We start from the raw sequence: 12,231 nt of genomic DNA on the forward strand, positions 1-12,231 counted from the left end.
GTGCGGCGCCCGGCCCGACGCCCTCCCCCCGGACCGGGCCGGGCGCCGGCGCGGAACATGATCGCGAACGCATACGGCAACGGCCACGGTTCCCTGCCGCGCACCCGACGTCCACGGTCGCGGCGAAGGGGTCCGTACCGCCCAGGGGGCCGCGAATTCATGTGAAGCGGCAGCAGGCCAAAGCCAGGAAAAACCCGACAGACACCCCCACCCAGCTGTCGATGTCCTGTCATCCTCACCTGATCCCGACCCTACCCACGAGTTCTCTGCAATCTTCCTGGCTGTCAGACAGGTGCCGGACGTACCAGTCGGCGCCTGTGCACAGCAGACAGGAGTGAGCCAACCCCCATGCGACTCATTCGCAAATCGAAGCTCAGGAAGAGCGCCAGGAACGGCGTCAAGAAGAGCGCCCTGATCACCGCCTCCACCGCCCTCGCCATAGCCGGCGTGCTGGCCGGCACCGGAACCGCGCAGGCGGCCGGGAACGGGCCGGGCGGCGCGTCGAACATCCGGGGTACCGACCCCGGCAACACCGACCTGATGATCGAGCGGCTCTGCAACCAGGAGGGGAGCCTGACCGGCGTCTACGGCGCCTACAACGTCGACACCGGCGAGTTCAAGACGCAGGACGAGTACCTGCGGGACGTCTTCGGGCTGTGGACGCCCGCCGGGCCGTGGGAGCTGTTCCGCGGCTGGTGCGGTTACGCCGAGGCGTCCACCTGGTCCACCAAGGGCGCGACGGTCCGCACCTCGCCGTGGATCGGCAACCGCGGTTCGAAGGACGACAAGGAGACCTTCGTCAGCAGCTACGGCACCAAGACGTTCGCCAAGAAGAGCGTCGGCGGCACCATCGGCCTGTCCCTCGCCAAGAGCATCTTCTCGGGCAGTGTGGGCGGCAGCGCCGGCTACGAATGGGGCTGGGAGAAGGAGTCCAAGTTCGAGCGCCGCAGCGAGAAGACCATCCCGCCGTGCACCCAGGTCGCCGTGACCTGGACGCCGTACCAGCGCGTGGTGCGCGTGAACCCGGTCTTCTACGTCGAGGACTACCAGTGGAACAAGGGTGACGGCGACGTCACCACGCACACCTGGCGCGGCCGGGACGCGAGCTGGAAGACGATCTACTCGTACGGCTACTACATCGACGGCGTCTCCGACAAGCTCCTGCCCAACGGGCAGCCCGACGGCCGCGAGGACAAGGTGGAGGAGAAGCTGGACCCCGGCACCTGCGCCAAGTAGGGGTCCCCAGGCGCCACTTGGCGTACTTTCTCACCCAAGGCGGCCGGGAACGTGATCCACTTCCCGGCCGTTTCTCCTTACGCTTGAGGCGAGGGGGAGCCATGTCGAAGAACTCGTCACCGAAGATCGCCCTGTGGATCACCGCGGGTCTCCTGTTCACGGCCGGAGCCGTCTCGCTCCTCGTCGTGGCGGCGACCTCGGGGTCGCACGGGACTCCTCCCTCCGGGCACGCGTCGACCAGTTGGTACACCACGCAGCCGCCGTACACGGGTGATCCCGGCGCCACCGAGGAACCGACCGCACCCGGTGAACCGACCCCTGTCACCGTGGTGACCCAGACCGTCGTCGCGGTTAACCCGGGTGGCGGCGGAGGCGACGGCCCCGGCTCACTGATCGCGGCCTTCGGCTCCCTGTTGAGCGATGCGGCAGCGGTCGGCACCCTGCTCCACGCCGTCCATCTGAGCCGGCAGAACCGCAACGCCACGGCGAGGGACGACGACACGACTCCGGCTCCGTCCTCGTAGGCGCCGCAAAAGCACGTCCGAGCACGGCAACCTTTCGCTCCACAGCTTCGACAGGCAAGTGACTTGAGCCCCCCACCACTTGACCTGAACGGAAGCAGCCGTGACTGAAACCCGCAACCGGCCCCGGCACCGCAGAAGCAGGAGCGCGCTGGCGGTCGGTATCCCCCTCGCCCTGACCGCTGCCGGCACTCTGGCCTACGGCACGGACCTCGGCCTCTTCGGCGAGGACGCCCAGCAGAAGGCATCCGCCGCGACCACCGCCGCCCCCGCCTGGGCCACCGCCACCGCCGACGGCTTCGCGTCCGTCAACTCGCTTGGTCAGAACGGCACTTATGGTGGCCGGGACGGTCAGATCGTGACCGTGAAGACGCAGGCCGACCTGGAGAAGTACGCGACGGCCGCGGAGCCCTACGTCATCGTCGTCGCCGGGACCATCAACATGAACCCGGTGGGCAAGGAGATCAAGGTCCAGTCGGACAAGACCATCATCGGGTCCGGCACCTCCGGACACATCGTCGGCGGCGGCTTCTTCCTCGGCTCCGGCGTGCACAACGTGATCATCCGGAACCTGACCATCCGGGATGCGTACCAGGGCGTCTGGAACGACAAGGACCACGACTTCGACGCCATCCAGATGGACGGGGCTCATCACGTCTGGATCGACCACAACGATCTGCGGCACATGGCCGACGGTCTCATCGACGTGCGCAAGGACAGCACGAACGTGACCGTGTCCTGGAACAAGCTGAGCAACGACAACAAGGCCTTCGGCATCGGGTGGACCGAGAATGTCGTCACCGACATCACCATCCACCACAACTGGGTGCGTGAGACGGAGCAGCGCAATCCCTCCACCGACAACGCCGCCCACGCGCACCTCTACAACAACTTCCTGGAGGACGTGGCGGGCACCGACATCAAGTCGTCGTACGGCAACTACTCGCGCGGCAAGACGAAGATGGTCCTGGAGAACTCCTACTTCCAGGGCATCAACAACCCCGTCATCAAGGACAGCACCGCGACCCTCGTCCAGCGCGGCAGCGTCTTCTCCGGCACCAGCGGGCGTAATGAGAGCGGGGGTACGGCCTTCGATCCGAAGGCGTACTACTCCTACACGCTCGACGCGGCGGCGAACGTGCCGTCGCTCCTCAAGTCGGGTGCGGGACCGCGCAGTTCCCTCGGTACGACGACCGCGGCGGCGAGCACCAAGGCCGCCACGACCCTCACCGTCGCCAAGGACGGCAGCGGCCAGTACACGACCGTGCAGGCCGCCGTGAACGCCGTACCGGCGAACAACGCCTCGCGGGTCGTGATCGCGGTCAAGCCGGGCACGTACCGCGAGCTGGTCAAGGTCCCGGCCAACAAGCCGCACGTCACCATCCAGGGCACGGGCGGCAGCCGTAAGGACACGGTGATCGTCTACAACAACGCGGCCGGCACGCCCAAGCCGGGCGGCGGAACCTACGGCACCGGCGGCAGCGCCACCGTCGCCGTCGAGGCGGACGACTTCCAGGCCCGCAACCTGACGATCAACAACGACTTCGACGAGAAGGCGAACCAGAGCCTGAACGGCCACCAGGCCGTCGCCCTGCGCACCGCCGCCGACAAGGTGTTCCTCGACGGCGTCATCGTCGGCGGCGACCAGGACACCCTGCTCGTGGACACCGCGTCCAAGGACAGGCTGGGCCGCGTCTACATGACGAACTCCTACGTCATCGGCAACGTCGACTTCATCTTCGGCCGCGCGACCGCGGTGATCGACAAGTCCGTCATCACGTTGAAGAAGCGCTGGGACGGCACCTCGGCGGGTTATGTCACCGCCCCGTCGACCGCCGCGAACCGCAAGGGCATCCTCATCGCCAACTCCACGGTCAACGGCGATGTGTCCAACCGTTCCTTCTTCCTCGGCCGCAACTGGCACGCCGGCGGTGACGCAACCCTCGACCCGCAGACCACGGTCCGCAACAGCACGCTGAGCGCCGCCGTCAAGACCACGCCCTGGTCGGACATGGGCGGCTTCTCCTGGAAGGACGACCGCTTCGCCGAGTACAAGAACACCGGCGCGGGTGCCGGCAGCGCGAGCAGCGACCGCCCGCAGCTGACCGACGCCCAGGCCGGCGGCCAGGAGGTCGCGGACTGGTTGGGGGACTGGACGCCTTCGGCTTCCTGAGGTCCTCCGGCAGCGTTCGGCGGCGTCGCGTCAACTCGGCCCCGGTGTCCTGGCTCAGACACCAGCCGCAAAGTAGGTCGTGGGTAGCGGGACGAGTTCCGCTACCCCGTCCGGGGCGCCGTTGTAGGTCTGATCGAGTGATCGAGGCCAAAGGGGTGGGCGTTCGGCAAGAGTGGTCGCGGACGCGGGCCTGTCACCGGTGCTGTGCGGTGCGCAGTTCGTCGGTGAACCGGGCGAGGGCCTCCTCGGCCGTGGGGACGGGGCCGAACAGCTGCTCCTGGCGGCGGGGGTCGGCGACGTAGCGTCCGGTCTCGAACCAGCGGAACATCGCGGCCATGTCCTTGATCAGGGGCATGAAGCGGCTGGCGACGGCTCCTGCGGCGCGGGCGACGGCGGACGGGACGGCCCACACCTTGATCTTCTTTCCGGCCCGGCCGCCCATCACGTCGGCCACCTCTCGCATGCTGACCGGACGGTCCCAACCGATGTCGATCCGCTCACCGGCCTCGGCCTCGGCGTCGACGGCGGCTGCCAGGTACCCCGCGAGATCGGAGGTGTGGACGAAGGTCAGCGGGACGGTGGCCTTGCCGATCCACACCATGCGGCCCTTGTCGACCGGGTCGCCCGCCATGCTCGCGACCTGGTCGAGGAACGCCCCCGGGCGCAGGGCGACGAACGGGACGCCGAGCTGTTCGAGCTTGTCCTCGGCGAGCTTCTTGTGCCAGAAGTGCGGGACATCGGGCGTCTGATCGCTGGTGAGGATGCTGGTCAGGACGAACCGCCGGATGCCGGTGCGGTGGGCGGCCTCGGCGAGGTTGGCGTTGCCGATGGTGTCGATGTCGTTGGCGTTCTTGCCGCCGCGGGTGTAGCCGGCGGCGGTGGTGATGACGGCGTCGGCGCCGTTCATGGCGGCCACGAGCGAGTCGACGTTGAGCATGTCGCCGCGGGCGATCTCCACACCCCGGCTTTCGAGCCGGCCGGCGTCGCTGGCCGGCCTCACCAGGGCGCGGACGTTCTTGCCGCGCTTGAGTAGTTCGTCGACGACCTTGCTCCCCAGGGAGCCGGTCGCCCCGACGACGAGGACCGGGAGGATGGTTGACTCGGTGACAGGCATGGGAGTCTCACTTTCCATCAGGCTGGTGGGCGGTGGCTGCTTCTTCCGGCAGCGTGCGGCTGCTGATCGCCTCGGTGATGGCGTAGGCGGTCTCCACGAAGGACTCCGCCTGCTGCTGCGACAGATTCCGGGCGGAGGTCTCCTCCAGGGCCTGCCACAGGGCCGCGATGGGCTCGCGCATCGCCCGGCCCTTGTCGGTGAGGTGGACCACCATGACGCGCCGGTCATGCGCGGCCGGCTCGCGGATGACCAGGCCGGCGTCCTGCATGCGGCGTAGCGCCTTGGAGATGGTGGAGTGGTCCACGCCGAGGCATTCGAGCAGCTCGGACTGGGACTGGCCGTCCCGGTCGAGAAGGTGCATCAGCAGCAGTTCCTGTCCGGGATGCAGGTCCATCTCGCGCAACAGGGCGGCGGCGTAGGTGCGGTGGGCACGGGCGAGTTGGAAGATCGCGTAGCTCATCGGTCCTGCGCCGGCCGTCGTGGGGATGCGGGGTTCAGGGGTGGGCATGGTTCGGTTCCTCAGACGGTGTGGGTGGGGTAGTCGGTGTAGCCGGCCGCTCCGCCGCCGTAGAAGGTCGCCGGCTCGGGAGTGTTCAGCGGCGCGCCGGCGCGGAGCCTCTCGACCAGGTCGGGGTTGGCGAGCGCGAGGGCGCCGACGGAGACGAGGTCGGCCGTGCCGTTGACGATGTCCTTGGCGCGGGCGGGCAGGTCGGTGCCGCCCCGGTTGAGGATCAGCGTGTTCGGCCACAGCGCGCGCAGGGTGCTCAGCAGCTCCTCGTCGCCGGTGTGCATCACGTGGAGGTAGGCCAGGTCCAGGGGGCGCAGGGCGTCCAGGAGCGCCGGATACAGCTCGGCGGTGTCGGACTCGGCGATGTCGTTGTAGGGGTTGCCGGGGGATATGCGCAGGCCGGTGCGGTCGGCGCCGATCTCGTCGGCCACCGCAGCGGCGACCTCGACGGCGAAGCGGATGCGGTTCTCGATGGACCCGCCGTAGCCATCGGTGCGCTGGTTGGTGTTGTCGGACAGGAACTGGTGCACCAGGTAGCCGTTGGCTCCGTGGATCTCCACGCCGTCGGCGCCTGCCGCGACGGCGGCCGCTGCGGCACGGCGGAAGTCCTCGACGGTCGCCGCGACCTCCTGCGTCGACAGGGCACGGGGCGTCGGCATCTCCTGGGGCCCGGACGCGGTGAACATCGCGCCCTGCGGCCGGATCGCCGAAGGGGCGACCGGCCGGCGGCCGTGGGGGGTGTTGTCGGGGTGGGAGATGCGTCCGGTGTGCATCAGCTGGATGACGATCCGGCCGTCGGCCGCGTGCACGGCGTCGGTGACCTTGCGCCACCCGGCAATCTGCTCGTCATTGTGGATGCCGGGGGTCAGGAGGTAGCCCTGGCCGTCGGCGGAGGGCTGGGTTCCCTCGGTGATGACGAGCGCGTGCGAGGCCCGCTGGGCGTAGTACTCGGCGTTCAGCTCGGTCGGTACGCCTTCAGGTGTGGAGCGGTCACGGGTCATGGGGGCCATGACCAGGCGGTGCGGCAGAGATACGCCGCCAAGAGTGGTCGGCGTCCACAGGGAATCCAGCATGAGGGGGTCCTTCGATAGAGCGGTGACGGGCCGGTCACCGGAAAGGCAGCGAGTGGTCGTGGGGAGGCGGTGGGCGGGCGTGCTCAGTCGACGGTCAGGACGAGCTTGCCCCGCACGTGCCCGGCGTCGCTGACCTGCTGGGCCGTGGCCGCCTGGTCGAGCGGGTAGGCGGTGACGGTGGTGACGAGCTTGCCGGCCGCGGCGTCCTGGGCCAGGGCGGCCAAGCGGGCGGTCGAGCGTTCCTGGGACCCCTGGGAGAAGGTGATGCCCAGCTGCCGTGCACCGAAGTCGGCGATGGTGACGATGCGCTCGGTGCCGCCCCGCAGGGCGATGGAGTCCTCCAGGGCGCCCTTCCCGGCCAGATCGAACACCGCGTCCACGCCGTCAGCGGCCAGCGCCCGCACCCGCTCGACCAGACCGTCGCCGTACACGGTCGCGGTGGCGCCGAGCGAGGTGAGGTAGTCCTGGTTGGAGGGGCCCGCGGTGGCAATGACGCGTGCTCCGCGGGCCGCGGCGAGCTGGACCGCCAGGGTGCCCACCGCTCCGGACGCGCCGTGCATCAGCACGGTCTCCCCGGCGACCACCCCCAGCAGGTCCAGGACCCGCTCGGCCGTCTCGCCGGCCACCGGCAACGCGAGCGCGTGCTGCCAGTCGAGGCCGGCGGGCTTGGGGGCCACGGTGGTGGCCAGCGCGTACTGGGCGTACGAGCCGGTGTCCGACCAGCCCAGCACTTCATCGCCGACCTGCACGTCGCTCACGCCCTCACCCAGGGCGTCCACCACGCCGGCGAGCTCGCCACCGGGGACGGCGGGGAAGGTCGTCGGGCGGACGGCCTCCAGCATCCCGGCGCGGATCTTGCCGTCCAGCGCGTTCAGCCCGGCGGCCTTCACACGGACTCGGACCTGTCCGGGGCCGGGCTGCGGGACCTCGATGTCCGCCTCGTGCAACACGTCCGGGCCGCCAAACCGGTCGAAAACGATTGCTCTCATGATGACTCCATTCCCTTTGGGCCACCAAAAGCGTGGCTGGCCACATAATCACCGTAACAGCAATCATGTGGCTAGCCAAGTAATGCCGGACGTAGGGGCGAGGTAGCCACCTCGCCTCGCTTCGGGGTGTGTGATCACTTGCGTGGCCGACCACGTGAACGAACGCGGCAACCGCCCGGAGAGCCGGGCAGTCCCTCGACGCGCAGCTCGACTCACTCGCCGAGGCCGGGGTGATGCGCGTCTTCTCGGAGAAGATCTCCACCCGCGCCACCCGGCGCCCCGAGCTGGAGGCCGCCGTGAAGCTTGCCGGGGAGATCCGCTCCTCCGGCATCGCGGTAACCCTGGTCGTCCACGAGCACCAACGGCTCGGCCGCGGTATCGAACTCGCCATGCTCGCCGAAGAGCTGAAGGCCAGCGACGTCGGCCTGGGGTTCCTCACCAGGGAGCTGAAGGATGGAGCGCGAGTACATTCGCGACCGCACCCTCGAAGGCCACGAGTCCGCCCGCCAAGGGAAGTCATGATCGAATCTCCCGCTCCTACCGCCCCTGCCGAGCCCACTGCCGGGATCACCACCCTCAGTGCTCAGACGCTGACGAGCACGGTGCCGCGCGAGTTCGTGCATCGCGCAGCGGTGGCCGAGGTCTTCCTGATCGACTGGGCCCCCAAGAGCAACACTCACTTCACGGTCCGGGCCCAATGGCCCAGAGGACACTCCTTCTTCGTACCGATATCCCGGCACTTCGACCCCATGCTGGTGGCAGAGACGATCCGACAGGCCGGAGCGCTGCTGGCGCACGCGGCCTTCCAGGTTCCGCTCGACTACAAGTTCCTGATGTGGAATCTCAACTACACGGTTCTGCCCGAGCACTTGGCCATCGGAGCGCAGCCGGCGGACCTCGAGCTGGAGATCGTCTGCGACGACATCCGCCGCCGCGGAACCCGACTGACCGGTCTCTCCTATACCGCTGTCATACGGCTCGGCGGCAAGACGATCGCGACGGGCAGCGCGAGCTACGCGTGCACATCCCCTGTCGCCTACCACCGGCTCCGGGCCGGACGGCTCGACGTCGGGGCGGCACCGCTCCACCCCGCCCCCGCCGTGTGGCCCCCGTCCGTCAACCGCCGGCACAGCAGCGATGTCGTCCTGTCCCCCACCGGCCAGCCCCGGCGGTGGCAGTTGCGCGCCGAGACGGACCACCCCGTGCTGTTCGACCACTACGTGGATCACATCCCCGGCATGGTGCTCCTGGAGGCAGCACGCCAAGCGGTCACCGCCCTCACACCCGGCGAGAGCGGTCTCCTGCCGATCGGCGTCGACGCGTCCTTCACCAAGTACGTCGAGTTCAGCAGCCCCTGCTGGATCACCGCCGAGCCCCTCACCGATCCCACCGAGAGCGTCGGGGGATGGCACGTGCGGGCCGAGCAGGACGGGGAGACCGTCTTCGACGCCACGACCACGGTTGTCGACCCCGCCATGACCATGACCGCGGCCATGGCCACGGTCTAGGTCCGCACCGGACAGCACCCAACGACACCGGGGAAGCTCCTCGTCGGCCTGCCGTCCGCACACGGCAGGCCGGCCGCGGACCTCATCTTCGTACCCACCGTCCAGGCACGGGCAACGCGTTGCTGTCGGGAAGGTCAAGGCAGGCGCGGGAGAACACCAAGAGCCGGCCAACGGTCGATCATGAATTCCCCGCGCCCGGCCATGATTCTGCAAGGGGAACGTTTATTTGAAACTTCGAGCGTACGTTCCACCCCGTGAACTCAGACAGATCCGCCGACTCACCGTCGGCCACCACTGCTCACACGCGGTTCGCCCTCCCCTCTCTCGCCCGCCGCGCACTCCTGCGGGCCGGGCTGACCGGGACCGCGGCTCTGGGGGCCACCGCCGCCCTCGGTACGGGCTCCGCCTCCGCCGCCCCCAGCACCAGCGGCTCCCGCCGTCGCCCCAGCACTCCCGGCGAAGCCCTGCGTGAGCTCGCCGCGGGCAACCAGCGCTGGCGCACCTTCTGTGAGCGGCACCCCGACGAGTCGCCCGCCGTGCGGCAGAGTCTGACGACGGGTCAGCACCCGTTCGCCGTCGTCCTCGGCTGCATCGACTCCCGGGTGCCGCCGGAGCTCGTCTTCGACCAGGGCCTCGGTGACCTGATGACCGTGCGCAGCGCCGGTGAGGTGCTGGACGAGGCCGTGCTCGGCAGCGTCGCCTACGGCGTGCTCGAACTGGACATCCCGCTGGTGCTGGTCCTCGGCCACCAGTCGTGCGGTGCGGTGAAGGCCTCCGTCGCGGCGGACGAGTCGGGTGAGCGGCTGCCGGCCCACATCCAGTACATCGCCGACCAGATAGCGCCGAACATAGACCGCACCAAGGAGGGCGACGCCCGCGTCGACTCCACCATCGACGCCAACGTACGGGCCGTCCGCGCCCGCCTCGCCGCGGAGCCCGACCTCGCCGCGAAGGTGGCCTCCGGCGAACTGGCCATCGTCGGCGCCCGCTACGAGCTGGACACGCAGCGCGTCCACCGGGTCGCCTGACGACCACACTCCGGCGGGGCCACGGGCGGGTGCGGGTGCGGGCGGTCAACGTCTGAGGACGAGGGTTTCCTCCGTCAACCTCCCCGCCACCGGCCCCGCCACCGGCCCCGCCAGCCGCGCATAGACCCCGCCCCGAGCCACCAACTCCCCGTGCGTGCCCGCCTCCACCAGCCGGCCGCCGTCCACGACCAGCACCCGGTCCGCATCCGGCGCCAGGCTCAGATCGTGGGTGATCATGATCGTCGTACGGCCGGACATGAGGCGGCGCAACGGCTGTACGACCTGGCGGGCGGCCACCGAGTCCAGCCCGGCTGTCGGTTCGTCCAGGACCAGGACAGGCGCGGCGCGCAGCATCGCGCGGGCGATCGTGATCCGCTTCAGCTGACCGCCGGACAGGGCCGCCGTGCCGGGGGCGACCTGCGTGTCGTATCCCCCGGGCAGCGCGGCGATGAAGTCGTGCGCCGCCGCCGCGCGCGCCGCCCGCTCGATGTCCTCGTCGCTCGCGCCCGGGCGGCCGCACTCGATGTTCTCGCGGATGGTGCCGTTGAGGATCAGTGTCTCCTGGGGCAGCAGCGCCACGTTCTCGCGCAGGAACTGCAGCGACAGGTCCGTGAGCGGCATTCCGTCCAGGGTGATCGCGCCCGCCGCCGGGTCGTAGAAGCGGGTGAGGAGCTTGGCCGTCGTCGACTTGCCCGCGCCGCTCGGGCCCGTGATGATCACCAGCTCTCCGGGGCCGGCCGTGAAGGTCAGGTCCGTCAGCGACTCCCTGGTGGAACCCGGGTAGCGGAAGGACACCCCGTGGAAGCCGACCCAGCCGCGCACCGGCCACGGCGCGAGGGGCCGGGCGGGGTCGGTGACGGCCGGCTCGGCGTCCAGGATCTCGCCGAGGCGCCGGGCGCCGGCGGTGGCGGCGGTGAGGGTGAGGCCGAGCCGGCCGAGGTTGCGGATCGGCGGGTAGAGGTAGCCGACGAAGGCGGCGAAGGCGAGGAGTTGGCCGAGTGTCATACGGTCGGCCGAGATCTCCCAGACGCCCAGGCCGATCACGGCGAGCACGCAGATCGTCTCCACGACCTCGACGAACTGCTCGTACATCTCGCTCAGCCGCGCCCCGCGCACGGACGCCTTCATCCACGCCCGCGCCTCGCGGTCGAGCCGCCGCTCCTCGTCCCGGCTGCGGTTGTAGGCCTGGGTCAGCACCACATTGCCCAGGGACTCCTCCACCACCGAGGTGATCGCGCCGTCCGCCACCCGCTCGTCCTGGGACGCCGTGCGGATACGGCCGGAGAAGCGGCGGGCGGCCAGCAGGAACAGGGGCGCCAGGACGAAGGTGGCCAGGGCCAGGTCCCAGCGCAGGTACAGGGCCGCCGCCGAGTAGAAGACCGCCGAGAAGGCGGCGGAGACGGTGCCGACCACGCCCGACACGACCATCTGCTCGATGGCCTCGACGTCCCCGGTGAGCCGCTCGACCAGGTCGCCCTGCCGGTGTTTCTGGAAGAAATGCGGCGGCAGCTCCTGGACGTGCCGGAAGACCTTCGCGCGCAGCCTCAGCACAAATCTCTCGGCGGTCCAGGTGGCGAGCGAATTACCGAGATAGCCGACGAACGCGCCCAGCACCGCGACGCCCAGCCAGGCCGCCGCCGGGCCCCAGAAAGCCGCCAGTGAACCGGCCTTCAGCGCGTTGTCGGTGAGCTCGGCGAACAGCAGGATCGAGGCGGTCTCGGCGAGCGCGGCGACGACGACGCAGGCCACGATGGCCGCCAGCCATTTCCGGTCGCCGCGCGTCAGCGGCCAGAAACGCCGGAAGGCCGTACGCACTTCCCTCATGCTCAAGTCCCTTTCCCGGCACCGGAGAAGACCTCCGGGCATGACGGAGGCGGGGCCCCGAAGCCGAGCGCTCCGGTGACCCCGCCTCGTCCGTCGGCCTCAGCCCTTGTGCGCGACCGGGCGGCGCTTCGGGGCCGCCTTCTTCGGGGCGGCAGAAGCCTTCTGCTTCTTGGCGGCCGGGGCGGCGGTCTTGCAGTTCTTCTTCACGGGGGCGATCTTGTGGAAGCTCATGCGGATTTCTCTTTCCTGTGAATTAC

General features: G+C 69.6%; 11 protein-coding genes. 5 read left to right on the forward strand and 6 right to left on the reverse strand.

The window, feature by feature from the left end; translation table 11 throughout:
* Nucleotides 1-348: 348 nt before the first annotated feature.
* From PBV52_RS22110 to PBV52_RS22120, 3 genes are all read left to right on the forward strand, one after another.
* A complete protein-coding gene (locus tag PBV52_RS22110; protein WP_274240489.1) occupies nucleotides 349-1,236 on the forward strand; it encodes a hypothetical protein in 888 nt (295 codons plus the stop codon).
* A gap of 101 nt (nucleotides 1,237-1,337) precedes the next feature.
* Nucleotides 1,338-1,760, forward strand: a complete 423-nt coding sequence (locus PBV52_RS22115; protein ID WP_274240491.1) for a hypothetical protein — start codon at nucleotides 1,338-1,340, stop codon at nucleotides 1,758-1,760.
* A gap of 100 nt (nucleotides 1,761-1,860) precedes the next feature.
* Nucleotides 1,861-3,930 (forward strand): pectinesterase family protein, encoded by a 2,070-nt coding sequence (locus tag PBV52_RS22120; RefSeq protein WP_274240493.1) that lies wholly within the window; start codon nucleotides 1,861-1,863, stop codon nucleotides 3,928-3,930.
* A gap of 193 nt (nucleotides 3,931-4,123) precedes the next feature.
* Here PBV52_RS22120 and PBV52_RS22125 read toward each other — a convergent pair whose 3' ends face one another.
* The 4 genes from PBV52_RS22125 to PBV52_RS22140 all read right to left on the reverse strand — a co-directional run bounded on the left by PBV52_RS22125 (nucleotide 4,124) and on the right by PBV52_RS22140 (nucleotide 7,614).
* The gene (locus PBV52_RS22125; RefSeq protein WP_274240494.1) at nucleotides 4,124-5,044 is read right to left on the reverse strand and encodes an SDR family oxidoreductase; all 921 of its coding nucleotides are present in this window, start codon (nucleotides 5,042-5,044) and stop codon (nucleotides 4,124-4,126) included.
* Nucleotides 5,045-5,051: 7 nt separating this feature from the next.
* The gene (locus PBV52_RS22130) at nucleotides 5,052-5,552 is read right to left on the reverse strand and encodes a MarR family winged helix-turn-helix transcriptional regulator (protein WP_274240495.1); all 501 of its coding nucleotides are present in this window, start codon (nucleotides 5,550-5,552) and stop codon (nucleotides 5,052-5,054) included.
* An 11-nt stretch (nucleotides 5,553-5,563) separates the two neighbouring features.
* Complete coding sequence (locus tag PBV52_RS22135) at nucleotides 5,564-6,625, reverse strand: alkene reductase (RefSeq protein WP_274240497.1); 1,062 nt, start codon at nucleotides 6,623-6,625, stop codon at nucleotides 5,564-5,566.
* 83 nt (nucleotides 6,626-6,708) lie between these two features.
* Nucleotides 6,709-7,614 (reverse strand): NADP-dependent oxidoreductase, encoded by a 906-nt coding sequence (locus tag PBV52_RS22140; RefSeq protein ID WP_274240498.1) that lies wholly within the window; start codon nucleotides 7,612-7,614, stop codon nucleotides 6,709-6,711.
* 233 nt (nucleotides 7,615-7,847) lie between these two features.
* On the opposite strand from PBV52_RS22140, the gene PBV52_RS22145 reads away from it, so the two are divergent.
* Nucleotides 7,848-9,122, forward strand: coding sequence for a ScbA/BarX family gamma-butyrolactone biosynthesis protein (locus tag PBV52_RS22145; RefSeq protein ID WP_274240500.1), 1,275 nt, complete (start codon nucleotides 7,848-7,850; stop codon nucleotides 9,120-9,122).
* A 254-nt stretch (nucleotides 9,123-9,376) separates the two neighbouring features.
* The gene (locus PBV52_RS22150; protein ID WP_373921895.1) at nucleotides 9,377-10,150 is read left to right on the forward strand and encodes a carbonic anhydrase; all 774 of its coding nucleotides are present in this window, start codon (nucleotides 9,377-9,379) and stop codon (nucleotides 10,148-10,150) included.
* 45 nt (nucleotides 10,151-10,195) lie between these two features.
* Here PBV52_RS22150 and PBV52_RS22155 read toward each other — a convergent pair whose 3' ends face one another.
* Nucleotides 10,196-11,974 (reverse strand): ABC transporter ATP-binding protein, encoded by a 1,779-nt coding sequence (locus PBV52_RS22155; RefSeq protein ID WP_274240501.1) that lies wholly within the window; start codon nucleotides 11,972-11,974, stop codon nucleotides 10,196-10,198.
* 99 nt (nucleotides 11,975-12,073) lie between these two features.
* A complete protein-coding gene (locus PBV52_RS22160) occupies nucleotides 12,074-12,205 on the reverse strand; it encodes a hypothetical protein (protein WP_274240503.1) in 132 nt (43 codons plus the stop codon).
* Between the last annotated feature and the right edge of the window lie 26 nt (nucleotides 12,206-12,231).

The organism is Streptomyces sp. T12, assembly GCF_028736035.1.
Classification (GTDB): Bacteria; Actinomycetota; Actinomycetes; order Streptomycetales; family Streptomycetaceae; genus Streptomyces.

Coding starts and splice junctions, on each gene's coding strand:
- PBV52_RS22110 (WP_274240489.1), top strand. CDS start 349: ATGCGACTCATTCGCAAATCGAAGCTCAGGAAGAGCGCCAGGAACGGC.
- PBV52_RS22160 (WP_274240503.1), bottom strand. CDS start 12,205: ATGAGCTTCCACAAGATCGCCCCCGTGAAGAAGAACTGCAAGACCGCC.
- PBV52_RS22155 (WP_274240501.1), bottom strand. CDS start 11,974: ATGAGGGAAGTGCGTACGGCCTTCCGGCGTTTCTGGCCGCTGACGCGC.
- PBV52_RS22130 (WP_274240495.1), bottom strand. CDS start 5,552: ATGCCCACCCCTGAACCCCGCATCCCCACGACGGCCGGCGCAGGACCG.
- PBV52_RS22145 (WP_274240500.1), top strand. CDS start 7,848: ATGCGCGTCTTCTCGGAGAAGATCTCCACCCGCGCCACCCGGCGCCCC.
- PBV52_RS22140 (WP_274240498.1), bottom strand. CDS start 7,614: ATGAGAGCAATCGTTTTCGACCGGTTTGGCGGCCCGGACGTGTTGCAC.
- PBV52_RS22135 (WP_274240497.1), bottom strand. CDS start 6,625: ATGCTGGATTCCCTGTGGACGCCGACCACTCTTGGCGGCGTATCTCTG.
- PBV52_RS22125 (WP_274240494.1), bottom strand. CDS start 5,044: ATGCCTGTCACCGAGTCAACCATCCTCCCGGTCCTCGTCGTCGGGGCG.
- PBV52_RS22115 (WP_274240491.1), top strand. CDS start 1,338: ATGTCGAAGAACTCGTCACCGAAGATCGCCCTGTGGATCACCGCGGGT.